Origin of the sequence: Pseudomonas sp. 8 R 14 (assembly GCF_900005955.1) — a bacterium.
In the GTDB taxonomy this organism is placed as follows: domain Bacteria; phylum Pseudomonadota; class Gammaproteobacteria; order Pseudomonadales; family Pseudomonadaceae; genus Aquipseudomonas; species Aquipseudomonas marginalis.
In genome coordinates, this window is record NZ_CVTH01000038.1 from 1 (window position 1) to 25,096 (window position 25,096).

At 60.7% G+C, this 25,096-nt stretch carries 25 protein-coding genes; 11 read left to right on the forward strand and 14 right to left on the reverse strand.

From position 1 onward, the window contains the following. Window positions 1-112 precede the first annotated feature (112 nt). A complete protein-coding gene (locus BFQ01_RS06650; protein WP_249226998.1) occupies window positions 113-1,237 on the forward strand; it encodes an integrase core domain-containing protein in 1,125 nt (374 codons plus the stop codon). Window positions 1,238-1,310: 73 nt separating this feature from the next. On the opposite strand, the gene BFQ01_RS06655 is transcribed toward BFQ01_RS06650, so the two are convergent. Together BFQ01_RS06655 and BFQ01_RS06660 are read right to left on the reverse strand one after the other, a co-directional pair. Next, complete coding sequence (locus BFQ01_RS06655) at window positions 1,311-1,916, reverse strand: tRNA-uridine aminocarboxypropyltransferase (protein WP_065924692.1); 606 nt, start codon at window positions 1,914-1,916, stop codon at window positions 1,311-1,313. Between the two features lie 6 nt (window positions 1,917-1,922). Beyond that, window positions 1,923-2,816: a LysR family transcriptional regulator gene (locus BFQ01_RS06660; protein ID WP_065924693.1), complete on the reverse strand. Its 894-nt coding sequence runs from the start codon at window positions 2,814-2,816 to the stop codon at window positions 1,923-1,925. A 149-nt stretch (window positions 2,817-2,965) separates the two neighbouring features. On the opposite strand from BFQ01_RS06660, the gene speB reads away from it, so the two are divergent. The 4 genes from speB to BFQ01_RS06680 are packed head-to-tail and all read left to right on the forward strand — an operon-like array spanning window position 2,966 to window position 7,281. Continuing rightward, a complete protein-coding gene (gene speB / locus BFQ01_RS06665; protein WP_027603787.1) occupies window positions 2,966-3,916 on the forward strand; it encodes an agmatinase in 951 nt (316 codons plus the stop codon). Continuing rightward, entirely contained in the window at window positions 3,916-4,338 is a 423-nt protein-coding gene (locus BFQ01_RS06670; protein WP_065924694.1) for a YybH family protein, read from the forward strand. Before speB ends, BFQ01_RS06670 begins: the two co-directional genes overlap by 1 nt. A gap of 21 nt (window positions 4,339-4,359) precedes the next feature. Further along, window positions 4,360-5,874, forward strand: coding sequence for a purine-cytosine permease family protein (locus BFQ01_RS06675; protein ID WP_065924695.1), 1,515 nt, complete (start codon window positions 4,360-4,362; stop codon window positions 5,872-5,874). A 24-nt stretch (window positions 5,875-5,898) separates the two neighbouring features. After that, window positions 5,899-7,281, forward strand: a complete 1,383-nt coding sequence (locus BFQ01_RS06680; RefSeq protein ID WP_065924696.1) for a sodium:solute symporter — start codon at window positions 5,899-5,901, stop codon at window positions 7,279-7,281. Window positions 7,282-7,346: 65 nt separating this feature from the next. On the opposite strand, the gene BFQ01_RS06685 is transcribed toward BFQ01_RS06680, so the two are convergent. From BFQ01_RS06685 to BFQ01_RS06690, 3 genes are all read right to left on the reverse strand, one after another. After that, window positions 7,347-8,954, reverse strand: a complete 1,608-nt coding sequence (locus tag BFQ01_RS06685; protein WP_065924697.1) for an NAD(P)-dependent oxidoreductase — start codon at window positions 8,952-8,954, stop codon at window positions 7,347-7,349. A gap of 483 nt (window positions 8,955-9,437) precedes the next feature. After that, window positions 9,438-9,560, reverse strand: coding sequence for a PA1414 family protein (locus BFQ01_RS32820; protein WP_003193089.1), 123 nt, complete (start codon window positions 9,558-9,560; stop codon window positions 9,438-9,440). 143 nt (window positions 9,561-9,703) lie between these two features. Continuing rightward, complete coding sequence (locus tag BFQ01_RS06690; RefSeq protein ID WP_065924698.1) at window positions 9,704-10,597, reverse strand: putrescine utilization regulator PtrR; 894 nt, start codon at window positions 10,595-10,597, stop codon at window positions 9,704-9,706. Window positions 10,598-10,700: 103 nt separating this feature from the next. On the opposite strand from BFQ01_RS06690, the gene BFQ01_RS06695 reads away from it, so the two are divergent. Continuing rightward, complete coding sequence (locus BFQ01_RS06695) at window positions 10,701-11,909, forward strand: MFS transporter (RefSeq protein WP_065924699.1); 1,209 nt, start codon at window positions 10,701-10,703, stop codon at window positions 11,907-11,909. Here the strand turns inward: BFQ01_RS06695 and BFQ01_RS06700 are convergent. The 3 genes from BFQ01_RS06700 to BFQ01_RS06710 all read right to left on the reverse strand — a co-directional run bounded on the left by BFQ01_RS06700 (window position 11,821) and on the right by BFQ01_RS06710 (window position 14,809). Continuing rightward, window positions 11,821-13,263 (reverse strand): NCS1 family nucleobase:cation symporter-1, encoded by a 1,443-nt coding sequence (locus BFQ01_RS06700; RefSeq protein ID WP_065924700.1) that lies wholly within the window; start codon window positions 13,261-13,263, stop codon window positions 11,821-11,823. The genes BFQ01_RS06695 and BFQ01_RS06700 overlap by 89 nt on opposite strands. Before the next feature lie 197 nt (window positions 13,264-13,460). Continuing rightward, window positions 13,461-13,859 carry a DUF2177 family protein gene (locus BFQ01_RS06705; RefSeq protein WP_065924701.1) on the reverse strand — a complete coding sequence of 133 codons (399 nt, stop codon included), beginning with the start codon at window positions 13,857-13,859 and terminating at the stop codon, window positions 13,461-13,463. A gap of 113 nt (window positions 13,860-13,972) precedes the next feature. Next, window positions 13,973-14,809: a CvfB family protein gene (locus tag BFQ01_RS06710; protein WP_053133042.1), complete on the reverse strand. Its 837-nt coding sequence runs from the start codon at window positions 14,807-14,809 to the stop codon at window positions 13,973-13,975. Between the two features lie 322 nt (window positions 14,810-15,131). Between BFQ01_RS06710 and BFQ01_RS06715 the strand changes: the two genes are divergently transcribed. The 3 genes from BFQ01_RS06715 (at window position 15,132) to BFQ01_RS06725 (ending at window position 17,173) form a co-directional block, all read left to right on the forward strand. Further along, entirely contained in the window at window positions 15,132-15,311 is a 180-nt protein-coding gene (locus BFQ01_RS06715; RefSeq protein ID WP_003193095.1) for a hypothetical protein, read from the forward strand. 206 nt (window positions 15,312-15,517) lie between these two features. Beyond that, the gene (locus tag BFQ01_RS06720; protein ID WP_027603777.1) at window positions 15,518-16,240 is read left to right on the forward strand and encodes a TorF family putative porin; all 723 of its coding nucleotides are present in this window, start codon (window positions 15,518-15,520) and stop codon (window positions 16,238-16,240) included. Window positions 16,241-16,306: 66 nt separating this feature from the next. Further along, window positions 16,307-17,173, forward strand: coding sequence for a DUF6279 family lipoprotein (locus BFQ01_RS06725; RefSeq protein WP_065924702.1), 867 nt, complete (start codon window positions 16,307-16,309; stop codon window positions 17,171-17,173). Here the strand turns inward: BFQ01_RS06725 and copD are convergent. The 5 genes from copD to BFQ01_RS06750 all read right to left on the reverse strand — a co-directional run bounded on the left by copD (window position 17,170) and on the right by BFQ01_RS06750 (window position 21,555). Then, on the reverse strand, window positions 17,170-18,051 hold the full coding sequence (gene copD, locus BFQ01_RS06730; protein ID WP_065924703.1) for a copper homeostasis membrane protein CopD: 882 nt from the start codon (window positions 18,049-18,051) through the stop codon (window positions 17,170-17,172). The two genes, BFQ01_RS06725 and copD, sit on opposite strands and share 4 nt — an antisense overlap. Then, window positions 18,048-18,434: a copper homeostasis periplasmic binding protein CopC gene (gene copC / locus BFQ01_RS06735; RefSeq protein ID WP_027603774.1), complete on the reverse strand. Its 387-nt coding sequence runs from the start codon at window positions 18,432-18,434 to the stop codon at window positions 18,048-18,050. Before copC ends, copD begins: the two co-directional genes overlap by 4 nt. A gap of 50 nt (window positions 18,435-18,484) precedes the next feature. Then, window positions 18,485-19,309: a copper resistance protein B gene (locus tag BFQ01_RS06740; protein ID WP_065924704.1), complete on the reverse strand. Its 825-nt coding sequence runs from the start codon at window positions 19,307-19,309 to the stop codon at window positions 18,485-18,487. Between the two features lie 10 nt (window positions 19,310-19,319). Then, entirely contained in the window at window positions 19,320-21,035 is a 1,716-nt protein-coding gene (locus BFQ01_RS06745) for a copper resistance system multicopper oxidase (RefSeq protein WP_065924705.1), read from the reverse strand. 130 nt (window positions 21,036-21,165) lie between these two features. Next, window positions 21,166-21,555: a hypothetical protein gene (locus BFQ01_RS06750; protein WP_017134854.1), complete on the reverse strand. Its 390-nt coding sequence runs from the start codon at window positions 21,553-21,555 to the stop codon at window positions 21,166-21,168. Between the two features lie 154 nt (window positions 21,556-21,709). Between BFQ01_RS06750 and BFQ01_RS06755 the strand changes: the two genes are divergently transcribed. Further along, window positions 21,710-21,985 carry a hypothetical protein gene (locus BFQ01_RS06755; RefSeq protein ID WP_065924706.1) on the forward strand — a complete coding sequence of 92 codons (276 nt, stop codon included), beginning with the start codon at window positions 21,710-21,712 and terminating at the stop codon, window positions 21,983-21,985. A gap of 49 nt (window positions 21,986-22,034) precedes the next feature. Here BFQ01_RS06755 and BFQ01_RS06760 read toward each other — a convergent pair whose 3' ends face one another. Then, window positions 22,035-23,381, reverse strand: coding sequence for a DEAD/DEAH box helicase (locus BFQ01_RS06760; RefSeq protein WP_065924822.1), 1,347 nt, complete (start codon window positions 23,379-23,381; stop codon window positions 22,035-22,037). 193 nt (window positions 23,382-23,574) lie between these two features. Between BFQ01_RS06760 and BFQ01_RS06765 the strand changes: the two genes are divergently transcribed. Further along, entirely contained in the window at window positions 23,575-24,861 is a 1,287-nt protein-coding gene (locus BFQ01_RS06765; protein WP_065924707.1) for a mechanosensitive ion channel family protein, read from the forward strand. Window positions 24,862-25,096: the final 235 nt, after the last annotated feature.

Genomic DNA, 25,096 nt, shown 5'->3' on the forward strand with positions numbered 1-25,096 from the left:
GCCCCGGTACAAACCGGGGACATCGTTTACATTTCTAACCGGGGACATGGTTTACAGGCTAATACGCATGATCAGGAGGTAACTGATCATGCCCTGGAACCAAGAGTCCCCCATGAATCAAAGAATCAAGCTGGTAGCTGATTGGCTTTCTGGCAACTTCACCAAAAGCCAGTTGGCACGCCGCTTTGACGTTAGCCGACCTACCGTCGATAAGTGGATTGCCCGGCACGACGGCGATTTGAGGTCTTTATCCGAACTGTCCCGGCGACCTCACAACAGCCCAAATAAAACCGACGACGAGATTTTGGCCCGTGTAGTCGCGATGAAGGAGGCTCACGATAAATGGGGGCCGAAAAAGCTTCTCGAGCTATTACGGCTGGAAGATCCCTCCGTCACCTGGCCCTCTCCAAGTACGGCCGGTCAATGGCTTGACCGACTTGGGCTCGTCAAAAAGCGGCGCTTCAAACGCCGACACAGCATTTCCCACGCACAAATGCGAAAGGCCGACGAACCTAACAAGACGTGGTGTGCTGACTACAAAGGGCAGTTCAAGATGCTTAATGCTCAGATGTGCTTCCCTTTGACCGTCACAGACCATGCGTCGCGGCTGATTTTAGCGTGCAGGGCCCATCCCAAGATCATGACCCAGCCTGTAAAACAGGCCTTTGAGAGGCTTTTTCAGGAGTACGGCATGCCGGAAGTTATCCGTTCGGACAACGGGGTACCGTTCGCCTCTCCTGGCCTGGCAAGAATATCCACACTGGCAGTTTGGTGGATTCGGCTGGGTATTTATCCCGAGCGAACCATGCCGGGAAGACCCGCCCAGAATGGTCGCCATGAACGAATGCACCGTAGCTTGAAACTTGAGTTGCCCTTAGGGAAAAACTTAGTCGAGCAGCAGCTTTTGCTGGAGCATTTCAGGCATGAGTTTAATTACGTACGCCCTCACGAAGCGCTCGGCATGAAACGTCCGGGAGACTTGTATGTGCCGTCCACCCGAATTTATCCAGGATGCTTGCCCGATGTGGAATATCCGGCAGAAATGAAAGTTCGAAGCGTCAGGCAGGACGGATCGATCAAGTGGAACGGCAAGTTGGTATTTATCAGCGAGGCGCTGTCCGGGGAAAGGATAGGGCTCAAAGAAGCTGAAGATGAAGCTTGGGATTTGTACCTGTGTGATTATCCCTTGGGGAGGCTTGGACGAGGTATGACCCGCGTCCAGGCCTCAAATGTGTAAACGATGTCCCCGGTTTCAGATGTAAACGATGTCTACGGTTCTACACCCCGATGGCCGCGCCTCGATATCCCGCCTAGCGCAAATGCCCATCGCCATGATTTCTCCGAAAGACCTCCTCCCCCATCGCCGCAATCTGCCCTTCGATCAATGCATCAAACGGCTTGAGCAACGGCTCGAACGACACCGGCGCCTCCAGCACCTGCAACGCCTGCACAATCGCCTCCACCGTCGACAACGCCCCTGGCCCCGGCGCCTTGCGCAGTCGATAGCGGGACACGGCGCCCTCGACCAGCGTCACCCGAGGCAGCGCCGCCAGCAAAGGATTGAGGTGCAGCAGTTTGCGCGCCTTGCGCCAGGTGCCGTCGGGCACCACTAACAATAACGGCTGATCGCCGGGAGCATAGGCTTGCAGCGGCTGCGCATCGTCAGCCGGAAACAACAGCCGCGCCTGATAGCCGGGCGGATTCAACAGGGTCGGCAGATCATCAAAGACCTCGCCCACTACCAACTGCGCATTGTTCAATCCCAACGCCGCCAGCCGCGCGGTATTGAGCGCATGGTTGACCTCGCTCGGGTGCTGCAAAAAAAGCACACGTGTGCGGCTGTCGAGGCTGGGAATCAGCGCGCACAGGCAATGGGCGGCGGGCCTGAGGCAGCGGGAACAGTGGGGTCGGGACATGGTTGTTCAGGCCTGGTTGAGCTGGGCTTTGAGTAAATCGCGAAAGGTCTGGATCAGTGGTTCGCGGCTGCGGCCCCGGCGCATGATCATCGAGAACGGCGCCTGGTAGCCGAAGGTCGCCGGCAGCAATACGCGCAGGTCGCCCTTGTCGGCCCAGGCCTGGGCGTAGTGCTCGGGCAGGTAGCCGATGTAGGCACCCGAGAGCACCAGGATCAGCTGCGCTTCCATACTTTCCACCGTGGCGGCGCTGTGTTTGAAGCCGTGGCGCGCCAGTTCGGCCTGGCTCCAGTAGCCGCGCCCGACCATGCGCTGCTGGGTGATCACCTGCTCGGGGATGCGTCGTTCGCTGAACAACGGATGGCGGGTGCTGCAATACAACCAGTGCTGCTCGCGGTACAGCGGCATGTAGATCAGCCCGCTCATGCGGTTGGAGAAGGCACCGATGGCCAGGTCCAGGCGGTTGTCCTGCACGCCGAGTTGCAGTTCGTAGGGGCTCATCACCGATAGATTCAGGTGCACCGCCGGGTGCTCCAGGCTGTAGGCGCCGATAACCTCGGCGAACGGCAAGGCCTTGTCGCTCACTGTAGAGTCGAGCACGCCGAGCTTGAGCGTCCCGCGCAGCTCGCCCTTGAGCGCGGCGGCGTATTGCTCGAAGCCTTCCAGTTCGCCGAGCAGGCGCAAGGTTTCCTGGTGAAACAGCTCGCCCTTGCTGGTCAGGCTGAACCCACCCCGCCCGCGATGGCACAGCACCAGGCCCAACGCACTTTCCAACTGGCTCATGTAGGTGCTGATGGCCGAGGTGGACAGGTTGAGTTCGTGCTGGGCATTGGCGAACCCCTGGTGGCGCACGACGCTGACGAAGATGCGCAGGAGTTTCAGGTCGGGCAAGGCGCTGGCCATGGTCGGCTCCGGGTGTAGATGTGGGCAGTCTACCTGCCCGCATTAGTTTAGAAAAACCTGAACTAAGTATTTGCCCCTGCCGATTCTTCCCTTCCTGCGCTTTTCGCAGAATCGGCCCCTGATAAACACAACAACGATGAGGCAATCCCGTGGACAAGATTTTCCACCAACCACTGGGCGGCAACGAAATGCCGCGCTTCGCCGGCATCGCCACCATGATGCGTCTTCCCCACCTGCAATCGGCCAAGGGCCTGGATGCGGCCTTTATCGGCGTGCCCCTGGACATCGGCACCTCGCTGCGCGCCGGTACCCGCTTCGGGCCACGTGAAATCCGCGCCGAGTCGGTGATGATCCGCCCTTACAACATGGCCACCGGTGCCGCGCCCTTCGACTCGCTGTCGGTGGCGGACATTGGCGACGTGGCGATCAACACCTTCAATCTGCTGGACGCCGTGCGCATCATCGAAGAGGCCTACGATGAGATTCTCGAGCACAACGTGATCCCGATGACGTTGGGCGGCGACCACACCATCACCCTGCCGATCCTGCGGGCGATCCACAAGAAACACGGCAAGGTCGGGCTGGTGCACATTGATGCCCACGCCGACGTCAACGACCATATGTTCGGCGAGAAAATCGCCCACGGCACCACCTTCCGCCGCGCCGTGGAAGAAGGCCTGCTCGATTGCGACCGCGTGGTGCAGATCGGCCTGCGCGCCCAGGGTTATACCGCCGAAGACTTCAACTGGAGCCGCAAACAGGGCTTTCGCGTAGTGCAGGCCGAAGAATGCTGGCACCACTCCCTCGCGCCACTGATGGCCGAGGTGCGGGAAAAAGTCGGCGGCGGCCCGGTGTACCTGAGCTTCGACATCGACGGCATCGACCCGGCCTGGGCGCCCGGCACCGGCACCCCGGAAATCGGCGGGCTGACCACCATCCAGGCGATCGAAATCATCCGTGGCTGCCAGGGCCTCGACCTGGTTGGTTGCGATCTGGTAGAAGTTTCGCCGCCCTACGACACCACCGGCAACACCTCGCTGCTGGGCGCCAACCTGCTGTACGAGATGCTCTGCGTACTGCCTGGCGTGGCGCACCGCTGATGAGCGTGCCGCAGGTATTGAAAGCCGCCGCCGACCTGGTGTCGGCCTTTGCGCGTAACGACCGCGCCGCCTACTTCGGCGCGTTCACGGCCGATGCCAGCTTTGTGTTCTACACCCTTCCCCAGCCGCTGCTCAGTCGCGATGCCTACCAGGCGTTGTGGGACAGCTGGCGCCGGGATGAAGGATTTGAGGTGCTGTCCTGCACCTCAAGTAACGCCGTGGTCAGCCTGCTGGGTGACGTGGCGATATTTATCCATGACGTGGCCACCGAGCTGCGCATGAACGGGGAGCAATTCTTTAGCCAGGAACGCGAGACCATTGTCTTCAAACGCCAAGGATCTCGCACAGAACAACAAGAAGGCCCGTGGCTGGCCTGTCACGAACATTTGTCCGCTATGCCGGAAGGGCTGCCGCCCCCTTAGCCAATGTGATCGGAGCTGATCATGAATAATAAAAATAACGATAAAAGTATTCGCACAATAGAAACCAACGGGGTCGAACAGATCCCGGACAACGAACGTACCGCCACCCCCAAGGATCTGTTCCGCCTGATCTTTGGCGGCGCCAATACCTTTGCCACCGCCGTGCTCGGTTCCTTTCCCGTGTTGTTCGGCCTGTCGTTCCAGGCCGGCGTCTGGGCGATTGTGCTAGGTGTGCTGGTGGGTGCGTTGATCCTGGCGCCGATGGGCCTGTTCGGGCCGATCAATGGCACCAACAACGCAGTGTCTTCCGGTGCGCACTTCGGCGTGCACGGGCGGATTGTCGGCTCGTTTCTGTCATTGCTGACGGCGATTGCCTTCTTCTCACTGTCGGTGTGGAGTTCAGGCGATGCGCTGGTCGGCGGTGCGAAACGGCTGATCGGCCTGCCGGAAACCGACCTGACCCTGGGCCTGGCCTACGGCGTATTCGCCATGCTTGTCCTGACGGTGTGCATCTACGGCTTTCGCTTCATGCTGTGGGTCAACCGCATTGCGGTCTGGGCGGCAAGCCTGCTGTTTCTGTTGGGCATCTTCGCGTTCGCGCCGACCTTCGACAGCCACTTCGCCGGCACCGTAGCCCTGGGCCAGACCGGCTTCTGGGCGGCCTTTATCGGCGCGGCGCTGGTGGCCATGAGCAACCCGATTTCCTTCGGGGCGTTCCTGGGTGACTGGTCACGCTATATCCCGCGTGAGACGCCGAAAATGCGCATCATGCTGGCGGTAGTCCTGGCACAGATCGCCACCTTGATCCCGTTCCTGTTCGGCCTGGCCACCGCCACCATCGTGGCGATCAAGGCGCCGGACTACATCGCGGCCAACAACTACGTCGGCGGTCTGCTGGCGGTGGCACCGACCTGGTTCTTCCTGCCGGTGTGCCTGATCGCGGTGATTGGCGGCATGTCCACCGGCACCACCTCGCTGTATGGCACCGGGCTGGACATGTCCAGCGTGTTCCCGCGCCTACTGTCGCGGGTCAAGGCCACGCTGCTGATCGGGGTGATGTCGATTGCCTTCATCTTTATCGGACGTTTCGCCGCCAACCTGGTGCAGAGCGTGTCGACCTTCGCGGTGCTGATCATCACCTGCACCACGCCATGGATGGTGATGATGATCATCGGCCTGATCGTGCGTCGCGGCTTCTACTGTCCGGATGACCTGCAGGTGTTTACCCGGGGTGAAACCGGCGGCCGCTACTGGTTCAGCCATGGCTGGAACTGGCGCGGGCTGGGGGCCTGGATTCCGAGTGCGCTGGTGGGCCTGTGCTTCGTCAACTTGCCGGGGCAGTTTGTCGGGCCGCTGGGCAACCTGGCCGATGGCATCGATATCAGCCTGCCGGTGACGCTGGGGTTGGCGTCGGTGGTGTACCTGACGTTGTTGCGTGTGTTTCCGGAGCCGGCTTCGGTGTATGGCCCCAAGGGTCCGCTTCGCAGCCCTGCGGGAGCAGGCTCCGCTCCCACAACAAGTTCGCCTGTTACCTAAAACAATAATCGGAGACCCGCCGTCATGGCTTTGGATTTATTCGTCGTACTCATCTACGCCGCCGGCATGCTCGTGCTCGGCTATTACGGCATGCGCCGCGCCAGGACCCACGAAGACTACCTGGTGGCCGGTCGCAACCTGGGCCCGTCGCTGTACATGGGCACCATGGCCGCCACGGTACTGGGCGGTGCATCCACCGTCGGTACCGTGCGCCTGGGTTATGTGCATGGCATCTCCGGCTTCTGGCTGTGTGCGGCGTTGGGCATGGGGATCATCGCGCTGAACCTGTTCCTGGCCAAGCCGCTGCTCAAGCTGAAAATCTTCACCGTCACCCAGGTGCTGGAAAAACGCTACAACCCCATGGCCCGCCAGGCGAGTGCGGTGATCATGCTGGCCTATGCGCTGATGATCGGCGTGACCTCGATCCTGGCCATCGGCACGGTGCTGCAAGTGCTGTTCGGCCTGCCATTCTGGATTTCGGTGTTGCTGGGCGGTGGTGTGGTGGTGGTCTACTCGACCATCGGCGGCATGTGGTCGCTGACCCTCACCGACATCGTGCAGTTCGTAATCAAGACCGTCGGCCTGATGTTTATCCTGCTGCCGATCTGCCTGTACCGCGTCGGCGGTTGGGATGAGCTGGTGGCCAAGCTGCCGGCATCGAGCTTCAGCTTCACCGCGATCGGCTGGGACACGATCATCACCTACTTCATGATCTACTTCTTCGGCATCCTGATCGGCCAGGACATCTGGCAGCGGGTGTTCACCGCCCGCGACGAAAAGGTCGCCAAGTACGCAGGCACTTTCGCCGGCTTCTACTGCATCCTTTACGGCCTCGCCTGTGCGCTGATCGGCATGGCGGCCCATGTACTGATTCCGGACCTGGACAACGTCAACAACGCGTTCGCGGCCATCGTCAAAGTCTCGCTGCCGGACGGCATCCGCGGCCTGGTGATCGCGGCGGCACTGGCGGCGATGATGTCCACCGCCAGCGCCGGCTTGCTCGCCGCCTCCACCGTATTGACCGAAGACCTGCTGCCACGCCTGCGCGGCGGCAGACAATCGAGCCTGGCAATCAACCGCCTGTTCACGATGCTGACCGGTATCGTCGTGCTGGGCATCGCACTGGTGGTCAATGACGTGATCAGCGCCCTGACCCTGGCCTACAACCTGCTGGTGGGTGGCATGCTGATCCCGCTGATCGGCGCGATCTTCTGGAAGCGCGCGACCACGTCGGGGGCAATCACGTCCATGAGCCTGGGTTTTGTAACGGCGCTGGTGTTCATGTTCAAGGATGGCCTGGATGCGAACACGCCGATCTACTACAGCCTGGCAGTGGCGCTGGTGAGTTTTGTGCTGGTGAGTGTGTTGTCACGCCGGCCCGAGGGGGTCGCGGCCAGCGCGGTTTGAGATAGAGCGGGATTTAGAGCGGTTTCTTCAGCGGGCGCGACGTCGGATGTCGCGCCCGTTTTTTATCATGAGTACATTGTGGAAACTGCTGGCGCCTTAGTCTGGATGATTTCCTCGACCAAGGAGGCCCACACCAATCCCTGGGTGGTGCCCCCGGCATACGTCCCGCCGGCGGCAATGCGGTTGTAGGCGGAGCAATAAACTATCGACAGTCCATCAGGCTCCTCTCCTTCCATGGCCGTGACGACGAACTGTTCTCTGCTCAGTTCAGCAATGCGGGCCGGACTCAGATGCTGGGGCAGGAACCAAACCCCAGCGCGCCGCAAAAGCGCCTCTATCTCATCCATCAAATGCGCAATGCCCAGATCGTCGCCCGATGCGTCAATTGATGGATTGTCGGCCAGAAACTTTTCAAACAGCTCAATGCCTGCACGGTTGCACTCCACGGCCAGGTACTGGTTTCCAGGCGTCAGATAAGCGTTGTCCAGCGGCTTTGCAGTCGTCTCCGTGGCTGAAAGGTGGCGCATGTTCACCTGCTTATGACTGGCGCCATCGCTCTGCTGATGTCCTCCGTAGACCGAGACCTGATAATTGGCCAGGCGGAACATCACGGCTTGGAGCAGGCCGTTGATGCCTCGACCGATGATCGATACGCGCGGCGCGCCGGCATCTGCCTGTTGCGCGGGGATCATCAATGAGTGGGCAAGTTTGCGCCGGACCAGGCAGCGCAAGGCGGTCAGGCTCAGTTGAATCGAGACGGCATAGTCAAGGTCGCCATGGCAGGCTTCAGTCATTGCCGCCTGGGTTGTCAGGGTCGCCGGTTTGCGCCACTTGGAGACACTGCAGCCGAGTGCCTGCGCGCGCACCCGAAATGCATCCAGTGTCCCAGGCCCGTAGTCCAATACAAGCTGGATAGCTTCAGCCGTTGCCAGGGCCCGCAAAGCGTCATCGCTGAAGACATCCGGCTTGGCGACGCAGACCAGACGAGCCTGTCTGTGCAGGCACTGAATAAGGGCCCGATCAATGCGATGGGTGGACTCATCATTCAGGGATAAACAGATAGCGACGGCACGAGCCCCCTCCAGCACCTCGAACCAGTCCACGCCAAAGGACACTCGGCTGTCGGAATAGGCTCTGCCGAGAGTGTCCGGCCTCTGACCATGTCGATCCAATACCTTGATCCGAACCTCCGGATCTCGATCAAGCAACAACTTGACCAGCTCCCTGCCCACGTTGCCGTATCCCAGCACACAGATGTCGCGCGGCAGGGAGCCATCGGCCAGTGTCAGCCAGCGCGCCATATAGGCGGCGACATGTGGCGCGTTGACCCCCGGCGTATTGACTACGCGGATGTCGTTGGAGCCGCAAAGGTCCAGTCGCACCTTATCCAGGCTCGTACCTCTGCGGATCAAATGGAGGTCGCCAAACGGGTGGGATATGCGCCATTGAGCGATGACGTCTGCATCGATCGCCTGGTCCCCGACAATGATCGCCGATGGACTCAGGAGACCGATCTGTATGAGCAGATCGTGTTTGGTCAATGTCGGGGGAAAGAACACCACGTTGCTGGGTGCGTGAGCCTTCCAGACTCTCGACACCGGTGCGAGATGCAGGATATTTCCGGTTATGGCGATGAGTGACGCGGCGACTGGCGGAATGGAAGAGAGCCTCATAGCTGTGTCTCCAACACTTCTGACGGACTGATGCCTCGCAGAGAGCCCTTCAATAAAGGTGGGGCGTTATTGGAAGGCCGTTGAGGAGCTCAACCTACGCTCATGGTTTGAATTGAATAAGCCAGCCACTTCTGATGAACAAGTAGCCTGATTCCGACACGTGAAGGTCAGAGGCCTGACTGACCTGCATGGATTCGGACTACTTGCCTAGGTTACCGAGGGATGACAGGCAGTTCCTGAAAGCAGACGCTCGCATCCGAACGATTGTTCAGACACTGAGGCGAGTGAGTGTTAGGGCGTGAGGGTGCTATCGCGCAGGCCCGAGGCAAGGGTGACTTGGGCGGCGAAGAGCATGGCTGGCGTTAAAAGTTCTGCATGGACGCTGCGACGTGGGATGTCACGCCCGCTGGTTTTGCCTGGCGCAAAATAAACGGTGGGAGCGGGCTTACTCGCCCCCACCTTTAATCCTGCTTCAGCCAGAGATTATCTGCGGCGAGGACGACGCTGCTCGTCATCGGTACGAATCGGCACCGGTTGCAGGGGTGGCTCGATCAAGCCCAATGCAACGCCAAGGTCGTGGAGCCAGTTCTGGATTTTCTCTTTCATGGTTTGCCCCCTTTGAGGGAAATGCTGGTCGGCGCAAGTTCTGTCGCCTTTTCCTACATTGATAGTAGCCCTAAGTCCTACGTATTGCTTGAATGAAACCACAACGAACTGTTACTGAATTGATGCAAATCCTGACGGATCGCTCAAGCAATCGCACGTGCGTCTTGCAGGACCTCGGCCCTGCCCTCTTGCTGCAGGTCGATCCATGCGTTGAGGTTAGCGCCGAGCATACCCTTTCGCCACATCAGCCAGGTCGTCGCAGTGGCAAATTGCCCTGTCAGCGGATGAACGGACACGCTGTCCTTGCCTGGCAGGCTGTCGAGCATGGATTCGGACATCAGCGCCACCCCTGAACCGGCGATGACACAGGCGAGCATGCCTTGGTAAGACTCGATCTCAATCGCCCGCCCCATGGCGACGTGCTCGTGGGAAAACCAGGTTTCCAGCCGCGTGCGGTAGGCGCAACTGCGGCGAAAAGTGAACACCGAACGGCCAGCAACATCCTGTGGCCCGCGCACCGGTGGGTGGTCGGCTTCGCATATCAGCACCAGGCGTTCTTCGCACAGGGCCACACCGTCCAGGGAGGCAATCGTGATGGGCCCGTCCACAAATGCGGCGTCCAGGCGACCGGTGATCAACCCTTCGAGCAGTTCACCGCTGGGCGCCGACAGCACCTGGAGGTTCACCATCGGATACGCCTTGTGATAGCACGCCAGCAGCTTCGGCAAATGCACTGCTGCCGTGCTGTACATGCTGCCCAGTACAAAATTGCCGGCCGGTTGCCCGCCTTGCACGGCGCCATGGGCTTCATCATGCAGCGCCAGCAGACGAGTGCTGTAGTCCAGCAACACCTTGCCCGCCGGAGAAAGCTGCAAGCGCTGGCGCTCGCGCACGAACAATTCCACGCCAAGCTGTTCTTCCATCTGCTTGAGCCGGGTCGACAAGTTCGACGGCACTCGATGCAGGCGCTCGGCAGCGCGGGTGATGGAGCCCTCTTCCGCCACGGCCTGGAAGATGCGCAATTGACTGAACTCCATGGCTTTCTCCAAAACTGAACAAGTTACTCACTATTATTCATTTTTACAGAAAGTCAATCCGCTCTAGCCTGACGGTATTCGCTTACCCGCAGGACACCCGACCATGTCACCCCTCACCCGCTTACTCGCCAGCTTTATCGCCCTGATGATGGCCATGGGCATTGGCCGCTTCGCCCTTACCCCGCAAATGCCCCACTTGCTCAGTGAAGGCCAGATCGACCTGACCGGCGCCGGACTGATCGCAGCGGCCAATTACCTGGGCTACTTCGTAGGCGCGGTGGATTCGATTTTTGCGCGCAGCCATCACCATGTGCGGGGTCGCCTGTATGGCGGGCTCTGGTTGTGCGTGCTGCTGACCCTGGCGTCTTACTGGACCCAGGGTTTCTGGCCACACATGCTGTTGCGCTTCGGTACCGGCGTTGCAAGTGCCTGGGCATTGGTGATGATCACCAGCCTGAGCCAGCCGCTGGCGATTGCCGCCGGGCGTGCACGCCTCGGCGCCCTGGTGTTCGCCGGGCCGGGGCTGGGGATTGTATTGACCGGGTTGCTGGCGCTGGGCTCCAACCTGTTGGGCCAAAGCTCTGCAACCTTGTGGCTGATCTACGGCGTAGTGGCGCTGGTGATGCTGCTGGCAATCTTGCCCTTCCTGCCACAGCCGTCCGCCGTCACTGCGCCTGTTGCAAGCCGCGCCGACACGGCCAGCAACGGCAGCATTACTCACCTGTGCTGGATCTACGTGTTGTTCGGCCTGGGCTACATCATTCCGGCGACCTTCCTGTCACAGATGGCCAGCGCGCAATTCAAGGGCGCCTGGCAGGCTGATCTGTTCTGGCCCTGCTTTGGTTTGGCCGCGGCGATTGGGGTAGTGGTCGCAAGCCTGCGTCCCAAGGACCCGGACACCACCCGCCGCTGGCTGATGACCACGTTGTGGCTGCAGGCGGCCGGGGTATTCGCCTGCCTGCTGGGCAACGGTTGGGGCCTGGCGCTGGGGGTGTTGCTGTGCGGCGGGCCGTTCCTGGCCTGCATGCAGTTGGTGATGGCGCGCCTGCGGGACGTTGCGCCCCACGGCTATCAGCGCAACACCGGGCTGCTGACCGCCAGCTTTGCCATCGGCCAGTTGAGTGGGCCGTTGCTGGCGTCGGTGAGCAGCCACCTGAGCGGTGGCCTGCAACCGGCGTTGGTGATCGCCGGTGCAGGCCTGTCAGTGGCGGGAGGGGTGTTGGTCAGCCGGCGACCAACGGTGCCGGCGCACGAACCTGCTCACGCCGCGCCAACACCAGGAAAAACAGCCCACCCAGGAAGCAGCCGGTGAACCAGGCAAAGTTAGCCATGCCCTGCAACGCCGGCGTGAAGGTAATCGCAACACCCACCAGTGTCGCAGGCACCAGGGCCTTGACCGCCGTCCAGTTCACACCGCCGTCGAAGTAATAGCGCCCGCTCGGGCTGTCATCGAACAGCGCGTCCACGTCGATCTTCTGCTTTTTGATCAGGTAGAAGTCCACCAGCAGAATCCCGAACAGCGGGCCGATAAAGGCGGCGAGAATATCCAGGGTGTAGTGGATCATCAGCGGGTTATTGAACAGGTTCCACGGGGTGATGAAGATCGACGCCACTGCGGCGATCATGCCACCGGCGCGCCAGCTGATTTTGCTCGGTGCGACGTTAGCGAAGTCGAACGCCGGGGACACGAAGTTGGCAACGATGTTGATGCCGATGGTGGCAGTCACAAATGCAAAAGCGCCCAGCAGCACCGCCATGCTGTTATCAATGCGCGAGACGGTAGCGATCGGGTCATGGAGCATTTCGCCAAACACCGGCAAGGTGCCCGAGACGATCACCACGGTCACCAGGGAAAACGCCAGGAAGTTCACCGGCAAGCCCCAGAAGTTGCCGCGCCGCACGTCCTGCATGCTGCGGCAGTAACGGCTGAAATCACCGAAATTCAGGGTTGGCCCGGAAAAATACGACACCACCAGCGCCGTCGCCACGATCACTTGGCCGAACGCCTGCCAGCCCGACAGGGATTTTTCCGCCAGGGTAAAGCTGATATTCGCCCACCCTGCCTTCCAGACGATCCAGCCGGCCAGGGCAAACATCACCGCATAGACCACCGGCCCCGCCCAATCGATAAAGCGGCGGATGGACTCCATGCCGGCCCAGAACACGGCCGCCTGCAACACCCATAAACTGAGGAAACCAAACCAGCCCAGGTAAGACAGGCCTGCAAAATGCGGCTCTGCAAACACCGCCATCTGTGGGAAAAAGCGCAATACCACAATGATCAGGGCACTCGACGCCAGGTAGGTCTGAATCCCGTACCAAGCCACCGCAATCAAGCCGCGAATCACGGCGGGAATGTTCGCGCCGAACACGCCAAACGCCAGCCGGCAGATCACGGGATAGGGCACGGCGGCCTGCTGGCTGGGCTTGGCCACCAGGTTGGCAATCAATTGCACAATGCAAATGCCTGCCAGCAAGGCAATCAACACCTGCCAACTGGCCAGCCCCAGCGCAAACAGACTGGCGGCGAACACATAGCCACCCACGCTGTGCACGTCACTCATCCAGAAGGCAAAGATGTTGTACCAGGTCCACTTTTGCGGCAGCGGCCCCAGGTCCTGGTTGTACAGGCGGGGGCTGTAGCCTTTGGGCAATTGTTCGGTCATCGCGGGCTCCTCGTCATACCGGCCTGCGCTTCCGTCACGGGGTGCATACGGGAGGCGGCATGGTTTGTATACGAGACAGTCAGCAGAATACGTGCCAATAGCACACAATCCCTCTAAAAGCGCGTTCCAAAGGGCTACACAGAGTCTTAGTAACGGGGACTGCGCTCAGCAACGGTGCAGATTAATCCTGTACACAATCACTGGTGCACCCGATGTGCACACAAGTACCCGACCGTGCAGCAAGCCGATGTGAGGAAGGCGCCCCAGGCCATGTCCATCACCGCCAACCCGCCGGACCAGCCTTGCAGCGTGGCCCAGTTGCTCAGGTCATAGGTGCCGTAGGCCACCAGGCCCAGCAATGCACCCAGTCGCGCCGCGCGCTGCCAGCTGGCACTGGGCAAGACCACGAACACCACGCAACCGAGGACATACAGGAGATAGAACAGCACTGCGGGCAACAGGCGAGGCTGATCGAGCATCAGCGGACCCAGCAGGGATTTGTAGGTCGGGCCCATGAGGACGCCAAGCCAGAGGCCGTCGAGGACCAGGAAGGCAAGCAAGGTGCCGAGGTAGGCGAAGACAGACTTCTTGGACATTGATGCAGCCTCTGTAGGAGCGAGTTTGCTCGCGAAAATATTCCAGGCGCATCACGGTGTCGGATGGACCTTTTTCGCGAGCAAGCTCGCTCCTACAGAAGAGCAAACCGCACTCAGCTTAGTTCAATGCGATCCGCGTGAATCACGATCTGGCCCTGCTTGTAGAGTGCACCAATGGCTTTCTTGAAGTTGCCCTTGCTCACGCCAAACAAGTTGCTGATCACCGCCGGGTCGCTCTTGTCGCTGACCGGCAAACTGCCGTTGTTTTCACGCAACTTGGCGAGGATCTTCGAGTTGAGGCTGGACGCCGCTTCCTGGCCGACCGGTTGCAGGCTCAGGCTGATATTGCCATCGGCGCGGATCTCTTTGATAAAGCCTTTCTCTTCCTTGCCCGGGCGCAGAAACTTGAACACTTCGTTCTTGTGGATCAGGCCCCAGTGCTTGTTGTTGATGATCGCCTTGAAGCCCATGTCGGTGGCTTCGGCGACCAGCAGGTCGACTTCCTGGCCCACGACGTAGTTGGCCGGCGTCTTGTCCAGGTAGCGGTCGAGGCGTGCGGTCGCGGTAATACGCTTGGTGTGTTTGTCGAGGTAGACATGCACCACGCAGTATTCACCGGCGGTCATCTGACGTTTCTCTTCCGAATACGGCAGCAACAGATCCTTTGGCAAGCCCCAGTCGAGGAACACGCCAATACTGTTGACTTCCACGACTTTCAAACTGGCAAATTCGCCGACTTGAACTTTCGGTTTTTCGGTAGTGGCGATAAGTTTGTCATCGCTGTCCAGATAAATGAAAACGTTAAGCCAGTCTTCATCTTCACTGGGAATATCTTTGGGGATATACCGATTAGGCAAGAGGATTTCGCCATCTTGCGCACCATCGAGGTACAAACCAAAGTTAGTGTGTTTAACCACTTGCAAGCTGTTGTAGCGCCCGACTAAAGCCATTTCCAATACCCTCATTGCGTGGGCGGCATTCTACCCGAGTTGCGCTTGCCACGCGCGTGCGCCTGAAAAATCGCGGGTTTGCCCGGCGTTCCGGTGGCACCGCCCCGCTCGTCCGATCATTCGGCTGAATTTTGCCACGCCGCCGGTGCCGGCTCAGCCCGTGGTTTCGAGTTAAAACAGTAAGTTAGGGGCTAATATCAAAAATAAACTTTGGCTGTTTTCAGCTGCCGCTCTTATTCCCAGGGGATATTTACCGAGCAATTGTCAAGTATTTCCTGTACGATGCCTGGCCAAGTTAATTTTCTACAGGTTAGTGGCCGCCATGCGTGTAAAAGCATCCAACAGCAAAGCAAAGCCAGCTCCCGCCGTTGAAACCAGCGAATCGATCAACAGCCAGATTGCTGCTTTCCTCAAGTCCGGTGGCGAAATCCAGCAAATTGCCAAGGGCGTGAGCGGCCAGACTTTCGGCCCGTCCAAGCAGATCAGCCTGGGTAAAAAGTAATACCGCGCAGCACATCTGGTCCCTAAGCGTCTTGCCTTCAAGGCGCTAGGACTAGAGCCCGAAATACCCTCTCGCGTCACCTTCAGAACGTGCAAATCGACGAACGGGCCTCACCTCCTGACATTCGCCGGTATGCTTGCACACGTCTAGCACGGGCATCTGCCCTATTTTTCCGTTACTGCTCCTCGCTTTTCATGGAGTGAAGCATGCTTAAACGCTGCATTTTCGTGGCCAGTATCCTGGCGGCCAGCCCTCTCGCCGAAGCGCAGATTTTCCAGCGTGAACTGGGCGACTTCGACCTGAAATTGGGCACCACCCCCAGCCGCAGCATGGCCCAGGGCCTGGTCAAGCCGACCTCGCCGGGCAGTGACTCGTTCCATGGCGGGCTGGACCTGAGCCATGACAGCGGCCTGTACTTCGGCCAGTTTTCGCCGAACATGGGCCTGTCCTCGGCCAGCACTCTCGAAGTCGATTCGTACATGGGGTTCAAGCACCCTTTCGACCAGACCCTGGGCTATGAAGTCGGCCTGATCCACTACAGCTACCCCAAGCTCAGCCCCCTCGACAGCCAGGAGTTCTACGGCGGTCTGAATCTACTCGGCAATCGTTTCGGCGCTTCCTTCAGCAACGACCCGGACCGCCAGGACAGCACGCTGTTCGCCGACCTCGGCGGTACCCAGCCCTTCGGCATCGGCGTCAGCATGAAATACACCACCCATCAGCTGGGCACGCCGGCTTCGGTAGAGGGCGGCACCATCAGCAGCTTCAGCGACTGGTCGGTACAGTTCTCCCGCGCCTGGAAAGGCATCGACCTGGACCTGATCTACAGCGACTCCAGCCTCAGCGGTGGCGATTGTTCGGCCTACTCCGGACACAATTCGCAATGCGATGGCCTGTTGACCCTGAAGGCGGTGCGGTCGTTTTATTGATGGGCTGAACTGTCGCGTGCGCCGCGGGTTCACATGCATTGACTCCCTCTGCGCAAGGACACGCCCATGTTGCATCGGCTCAAACTGCTGGTGGTATTCCTGACCCTGAGCCTGGTGCTAGCCGGCTGCAACCGTGTGGGCCTGGCCTACCGCAACCTGGACGTGATCATCCCCTGGACCCTCAACGACTACCTGGACATGAACGCCGGGCAGAAGAGCTGGTTCAACGACAAGCTCAAGGACCACCTGGCCTGGCACTGCACCACACAATTGCCGGGTTACCTCGACTGGCTCGACCGCCTGCAAGCAATGGTCGAGAGCAACCAGGTCACCGATGCAGCGCTGCAAACCCGCACGGTTGAGGCCAAGCAGGCGATTGCCGAGGTGGCACGGGAAATCACCCCGTCGGCGATTGAATTGTTACAAGGGCTGGATGACCAGCAGGTCAACGACATGAACGATGCCCTGGCCAAGGACCTGCGCAAACGCCAGGACGAATACCTCAAGCCGCCGCTGGCCAAGCAGATCCAGGACCGCGCCGAGCGTATGAACAAGCGTCTGGATGCGTGGATGGGGCCACTGAGCGATAGCCAGAAGAACCGGGTCATGGCCTGGTCCATCAGCCTGGGCGAGCAGAACGAGCAGTGGATCGGCAACCGTGCCCACTGGCAGGCACAATTCATCGACGCCGTGCAGCAACGCCACAGCGCCGATTTCCCGCAGAAAATCCAGCAACTGCTGGTGGACCGCGAAAGCCTGTGGACACCGGAGTATCGCGCGGCGTATGCCCAGACCGAAGCCGCCGCGCGCAGCCTGATCATCGACGTCATGGCCGACAGCAGCGTGCCGCAACGGCTGAAACTCACCCAGAAAATCGACAAGGTCCGCAGTGACTTCCAGGCGCTCAAATGCCTGAAAAGCGCGCAGTCCTAATTGGGCGCCAGGGTGCCCAACCAGGCCACCAGCGCGAGGACCAGCGCCCCTGCCCCCATCTCCAGCACCATGCTGCGCCGTAGCGCAGCCATGGCAGCGACATAATCACCGGTCGCCACGGACCGTTGCAGAAGCGGCGTCAGGTGGAAACGATTGAGCGCCGCCAGCCCCAGCATCAAGCCAAACAGTCCTAGCTTCAGGCACAACAGGATCGCGTAGACACCGCCGGTAAGGCCCTCCAGATTCAGCCCGACCACCAGCAGATAGTTGACCACACCGGTGCCGATCAGCACCGCGACAAATCCCGCTCCCACATGCTCGAACCCCTTCAGCGCCCTTGCCAGCACCCGAACGTGATAAGCATCGTGCAAAGACGTGCGCCTCGACAACAACCCGAACGCCGCCAACGCCCCGACCCAGCCGCCGGCCGCCAACAGATGCGCGCCGTCGCTGAGGATGTGCCACACACCCAGCGTGCCTTCATGCATCACGCCGTGCCCGGTCCACGCCAGCGTCACCAACGCGGCGGCGCCCGACAACGTGGCCAATGGCAGGCGAGTGCCAAGCGCAGCCACCACCAGCGCCGCCATCCGTAGCCACCACGTCAAGCCCAGGTCGGTCTGCCAGAGCATCATGTGCAGATGCGGCCACAGCGTCTGCCAATCCGTTGCGCCACTCATGGCCTGGGTCAGCGTCAACAGCGACGCCATCGACAGCACTATCCCGACGCCAGCCGTCAGCCGCAGCAGGCCCCTCAAATTCAGCAGCACGCGCTCCGGCGCCTTGAGCCCGTAAAGACCAAAGAGCCCCAGGCCAAACAACAGCATCAGGTCAAGATAGAGCGCAAAGCGCAGTGTGACTTGGGTCAATTCGCTCATGGCTGGACGCTGAACACCACGTTACCGGTAATCGGGTGCGTGTCGGATGACACTGCGCGCCAATCGACCCGGTAGGTGCCGGTAGCCAGTGCAGAGGCCGGCTTGATCAGCATCACCCTGGGGTCGGTGCTCGCCGCGACACTGGCCTTGATGGGCATCGGCGAATTGGGCATGCCGGGCATATCGGTCATGGTCAGCCTGGCCCCGGAAAACTGCGTCAGCAGGTTCTCCGAAAAGCGCAGTTCAATGACGGCCGGCGCGGCACCTTGGGCCCCGGCTGGAGGGAGGGAGGACAACAGTTTCGGATGGGCCGAGGCCGGCAGGCTGATCATCAATCCGACCCACAGCGCCCCCCCTGTTAACGCGGTTTTCAACATCGACATGCAAGGCTCCAGGCCGCTCAAGGCGGCGAGTTATAGGAATAAGAAACCGGTTAAAACCAAAGGCGCACACCGACCACCCAGCACAGCTGGCTGATGTCTTCGCCTTCGTCGCGAGCGTACTGCGCCGTCCGCCCATAGCTGCGGTTCCAACTCACCCCCACGTAAGGCGCCAACTCCCGGCGCACCTCGTAGCGCAAGCGCAGGCCCAGCTCGCTTTCCGACAGGCCTGCGCCCACCCGGCGCTGCGGATCGTTCTGCGCATAAAAATTGAGTTCGGCCGTCGGCTGAAGGATCAGGCGGTTGGTCAGCAGGATGTCGTAGTCCCCTTCCAGACGTGCCGCGGTGTGGCCCGACTCACCCACAAACAGCGTCGCCTCGGCCTCGAAGTCGTAGAGCGCCATGCCCTGCAGGCCGAACGCCGCCCAGGTCTGGCTATCTGCGGGCTTGAAGTCCTGGCGCACGCCGCCAACCAGGTCCCACCAAGGGCTGATGGCGTGCCCCCACAACGCCTGGGCTTCGGCGCTGTCAGTGCGACCGGCGCTGCGCTCGCCTTCGCTGCGCAGCCACAGGCGGTCGATGTCACCACCGAGCCAGCCCTTGATGTCCCAGTTCAGCGCACCACCGCCACCGCCGCCTTGCCATTCCAGCTGGTTGACCAGCAGCATCGAGTTGATGCCGCTGTCATGCACCACATGCCCGCCCGGCGCGTTGTACACGGCGGCGCGATCAGCGTCGGTGAGCAGCGGGATCGGCGTACGGCTTTCGCTCAGCGCCGGAACCGCCGGGCTCATGCCTTGAAACTCCTCGGCCTGCGCCGGCGAGCCGAATGCCCACCCGGCCAGCGCGATACACACAGATAAAACCCGACGGTTCATGCTCGCTTCCTCATTCATGCACGCGCACTTCACGGAACATGCCCATTTCCATGTGGTACAGCAGGTGACAGTGATAGGCCCAACGCCCCAGGGCATCGGCGGTCACGCGGTAACTGCGGCGCGAGCCCGGCGGCATGTCGATGGTGTGCTTGCGGACCTGGAACTGGCCGTTTTCATCCTCAAGGTCGCTCCACAGGCCGTGCAGGTGAATCGGGTGGCTCATCATCGTGTCGTTGACCAGCACCAGCCGGACGCGCTCGCCATAGGTCAGTTGCAAGGGCTCGGCATCGGAGAACTTCACACCATTGAATGACCAGGCGAACTTCTCCATATGCCCGGTGAGGTGCAATTCAAGGGTGCGCGTGGGATCGCGGCCATCGGGATCGTCGAAGGTGCTGTGCAGGTCGGCATAGGTCAGCACTCGCCGACCGTTGTTGCGCAGGCCGATCCCCGGGTCGTCGAGCTTGGGCACCGGGCTCATCGCCTGCATGTCCACCAAAGGGTTGTTCTGCTCGCTGGCCGGGTGGCTCTGCATCGACATCGCGCCCATCGCACTGTGATCCATGCCGGCCATATCCGGCATGTCCGCCATGGCGCCGTGATCCATCCCACCCATGCCCATGTCGTCCATGGTGAGCCAGGGGCGCGGCTCAAGTGCCGGTACGGGTGCCGTCGCCCCCGCCTGGCGGGCAAGCGTGCCACGGGCATAACCCGTGCGGTCCATGGACTGGGCAAACAGCGTGTAGGCCGTTGCCGTGGGCTCCACCAGCACATCGAAGGTTTCGGCGACCGCAATGCGGAACTCATCGACGCTGACCGGCTTGACCGGCTGGCCATCGGCGGCGATGACGGTCATCTTCAGCCCCGGGATGCGCACATCGAAATAGGTCATCGCCGAACCGTTGATAAAGCGCAGGCGTATTTTCTCCCCGGCCTCAAATACCCCGGTCCAGTTGAGGCCGGGGGGCTGGCCGTTGAGCAGGTAGGTGTAGGTCTGGCCGCTGACGTCCGCAAGGTCGGTAGGGTTCATCTTCATCTGCGCCCACATCAGCCGGTCGCTGACGGTGGCCGACCAGCCCTGCTTGCCCACATCCCGTACGAAATCGCCCGCGGTGGGCTTATGCCGGTTGTAGTAATCGGACTGCTTCTTGAGGGTCTTCATCAGGGCGACGGGGTCTTCGTCGGTCCAGTCCGAGAGCATCACCACGTAGTCGCGCTGGCAGGTGAAGGGCTCGGGCTCCAACGGCTCGATGACCAGCGGGCCGTACACCCCCTGCTGCTCCTGGAACCCGGAATGGCTGTGGTACCAGTAAGTGCCGTGCTGTCTGACCTTGAACTGATAGACAAACACGCTACCCGGCTCGATGCCCTTGAAACTCAGGCCGGGCACGCCGTCCATGGTCGACGGCAACACGATGCCGTGCCAGTGGATCGACGTCGGCTCGCTGAGGCGGTTGTGCACGCGCAGGGTCACGGTGTCGCCCTCACGCCAGCGCAGCAACGGGCCGGGCAGGCTGCCATTGATGGTCAACGCGGTGCGCTGTTGACCCGTGAGGTTGACCGGCGTCTGGTCGATAAACAGAGCGAATTCGCTGCCCGCCAGCACGGTGGGCTCGCCCGCACTTGTCAGCGCCCATACCGGCGTGCGCCATAGCCCGAGCCCGCCGAGCAGGCCGCCGGCGGCCAGGCCTTTGACGAAGGTTCGTCTGGAGGTAGTAGAGTGCATGCCGATTCAAGTCCGTCAGTTGAATGGCAGCAGATTAGGGGGCGCCGGCTGTCAGCAACCTTAGCGGCAGATTACCGATCCGACAGTTTCGGCGTGCCCGGCACCGCCTGGGTGCCGGGGCATGGAGGGGTCAGGCGATCTGCGCTTTGGAGGCCACTTCTGCAAAGGTCGCCGGGTCCAACGCATCGGCCTGCTCATCCAGCACCTGGCGCGGATGATCATTGCCCGGGATGGAGCTGTCGATCAGCGCCAACAGCTGCGCGCCCAGGGCGGTCAGAATGAAATTCTCTCCGTTACCGCCTTCTTCCTCAGGCCGCGACTCGATAAACCCACGCTTGAACAACAGCGCTTCATAGTCCGCGGCGGTCTTTTTCAGCGCATCCAGGTTACCGGTGGACTCGCCCGCCGTGGCCTTCTCGGCCGCTTCCTGCTCGGCGTATTTGCGCGGGGCAAAACTGCCCTCGCCGTTCTGCACTTCATGCAGCAGACGTTCGATCAGATCCCAGTTGTAAGTCGTCATCCTGATTCCTCCTGCAGGCCTAAGGAAAGTAGCCCGTCTGTAGGAGTGACCCTATGGGGCTGTGGCCGTTCATACCAACCGACGGGCGTCATTTCTCTGAACTTTCCAGACGTTCGCCCCCTCAACTGAGCATCACCGCCAAGGAGGTCCGACCATGAAAACCCTGATGAACCTGGCCATCGCCGCCACGTTGCTCACCGCCCTGCCCGCCTGGGCCTGCACCCCGGAAGAGGCCACGGCCAAGCGCGAGCAACTGGCCCAGGAAGTGGCCAAACTCACCGAGCAGAACCCGACCAAGGCCAAGGAGATGAACGACGAGCTGCAGAAGATGGACCTGGATACTGAAAGCGCGGAGTTTCCCGACAAGTGCCAGTTGATCGACGCCCGCCTCAAGGAATTGAAAGAAGCGGCGGCCAAAGCGAAAAAATGAGGCCATAAAAAAACCGGACAACGTCCGGTTTTTTCACATCCCTCACGCCTTACTCGGCAGCGGGTGCTTCTGGCTTGCGACGCTTGAGCGGCGCCATGCCATCCTTGCTGACCAGCGACAGGTTGTCGGTCTTCGGCCGGTTGGCGATCTTGCGCTTGGTCGGCGACTTGGCACCGGCCTTTTTCTTCTCGCCCTTGGCGTCGGTCTTTTTCTTCTTCACGCCAACGGCCTTGCCCGATGCCTTGACCTTCTTCGGCCCGGTGTAGGTGCCTTTGACTTCCTTGATGGTGCGGCGCTCGAACGACTGCTTGAGGTAGCGCTCGATGCTTGACATCAGGTTCCAGTCGCCGTGGCAGATCAGCGAGATCGCCAGGCCATCGTTGCCAGCACGCCCGGTACGGCCGATACGGTGCACGTATTCGTCGCCGCTGCGGGGCATGTCGAAGTTGATGACCATGTCCAGGCCGTCCACGTCCAGGCCGCGCGCGGCGACGTCGGTGGCGACCAGGATCTTCACGACGCCGGCCTTGAGACGGTCGATCGCCAGTTTGCGGTCCTTTTGGTCTTTCTCGCCGTGCAGCACGAACGCCTTGTAGTCCTGGGCTACCAGGCGGCCGTAGATGCGGTCGGCGGCAGCGCGGGTATTGGTGAACACGATGGCCTTCTGATAGGTCTCGTTGGCCAGCAACCAGTTGAGGATCTGTTCCTTGTGCACGTTGTGGTCAGCGGTGACGATCTGCTGGCGCGTGGTGGCGTTCAGGTCGCTGACGTTGTTGACCTGCAGGTGCTCAGGGTTGTTCAGGACCTTGGCGACCATCTCGCGCAGGGTCGAACCACCGGTGGTGGCGGAGAACAGCATGGTCTGCTGGCGGTTCACGCATTCAGCCACCAGGCGCTGCACGTCGTCGGCAAAGCCCATGTCGAGCATGCGGTCGGCTTCGTCGAGCACCAGCACCTCGACTTCCTTGAGGTCAAGGTTGCCGGCATTGAGTTGCTCGATCATGCGCCCAGGCGTGCCGATCAGGATGTCCGGCACCTTGCGCAGCATGGCGGCCTGGACCTTGAAGTCTTCGCCACCGGTGATCAGGCCGGACTTGATGAAGGTGAACTGCGAGAAGCGCTCCACCTCCTTCAAGGTCTGCTGGGCCAGCTCGCGGGTCGGCAGCAGGATCAGGGTCTTGATGCTGACGCGGACTTTGGCCGGGCCGATCAGGCGATTAAGAATCGGCAGCACGAAAGCGGCGGTCTTGCCACTCCCGGTTTGAGCCGTCACCCGCAGGTCACGCCCTTCGAGCGCGAGCGGGATGGCCGCTGCCTGCACAGGCGTAGGCTCGACAAATTTAAGCTCGGCCACGGCTTTGAGCAGGCGTTCGTGCAGGGCGAATTGGGAAAACACGGGTGCTACCTCGAAGAAATACAAAAAATCAGCTGCATAGGGTACCGGTTTCGGGCGTCCAAACCGAGTGTCTTTACGCGAACGGCGCTAATCAGTTGCTTTTTTGTCAGAGCATTTGTCCACGGCATCAACTTTGTTGCACTTAAATGCTCTAATCGCGCCGTCTTGTCTTACAGAAGAATCGGTTTCATCCATGGATATCAAACAGCTCTGGCTCAACGTCCAAGACCTCTGGGGCACCCTCGACGAACACCCGCTGCTGCATGCCAGCCTCGGTTTCCTGGTGTTGCTGGTGGTGGCCCTGCTGCTCGGACGTGTGGCGCGTTACCTCATCCTCCACGCCGTCAAATTGCTTGGCCGGCAACCGGCGCTGCACTGGCTCAACGACCTGCGGCACAACAAAGTCTTCCACCGCCTGGCGCAGATGACGCCGTCGCTGGTGATCCAGTTCGGCCTGTACCTGGTGCCGGACCTGAGCAAGACCGCCATCCTGTTTATCGGCAATGTGGCCCTGGCCCTGACCATCCTGTTCCTGATGCTGGCCATGAGCGCCCTGCTCAACGCCCTGCTGGACATCTATGCGCGCACCGAACACGCGCGTACCCGCTCGATCAAGGGCTACGTGCAGTTGGCGAAGATGGTGCTGTACGTGTTTGGCGCGATCATCATCGTCGCGACCCTGATTGACCGTTCGCCACTGTTGCTGCTGTCGGGCCTGGGTGCGATGTCGGCGGTGATCCTGTTGGTCTACAAGGACACGCTGTTGTCATTCGTCGCCAGCGTGCAATTGACCAGCAACGACATGCTGCGCGTCGGCGACTGGATCGAAATGCCCCAGGTCGGCGCCGATGGCGATGTGGTGGACATCACCCTGCACACGGTCAAGGTGCAGAACTTCGACAAGACCATCGTCTCCATCCCGACCTGGCGCCTGATGTCGGAATCGTTCAAGAACTGGCGCGGCATGCAGGCCTCGGGTGGGCGACGCATCAAGCGCAGCCTGTTTATCGATGCCAGCGGCGTGCGCTTTTTGCGTGACGATGAAGAAGTGCGCATGACCCAGGTGCACCTGCTCACCGACTACATCGGGCGCAAGCAGGCCGAACTCAAGGCCTGGAACGAAGCCCAGGGCCACAGCGCGCAACTGTCGGCGAACCGCCGGCGCATGACCAACCTCGGCACCTTCCGCGCGTATGCCCTGGCCTACCTCAAAAGCCATCCGGACATCCAGCCGAACATGACCTGCATGGTGCGCCAGATGCAAACCACCGCCGAGGGCGTGCCGCTGGAGATCTACTGCTTTACCCGCACCACCGTGTGGGCCGATTACGAGCGGATCCAGGGGGATATTTTCGACTACCTGCTGGCCGTGTTGCCGGAGTTCGGATTAAACCTGTACCAGCAACCCAGCGGCACCGACTTGCGCACCGGGATACTGGCCCTGGCAGGCACTGCCCGAACCTTGGAAACCCCGGCGTAGTGACAACGATATCGACGAGGGGCTGGCAAGCGCCTCGTCGCTATATAGGACGATGGACGCAACCGTATTCATCTAAACACGGCCGATAAAAGCCAGCGTCTATGTATAGCCGCTGCTGCCGATTATTCAACGGGCCCACCCCATAAAGAAAATTTCTCCTACGCCTTTAGTGAATTTCACTACTTGCGCGCACTATTTCTAATCTGTTTTAAAAAAAATCCACGCCTTAGCATCT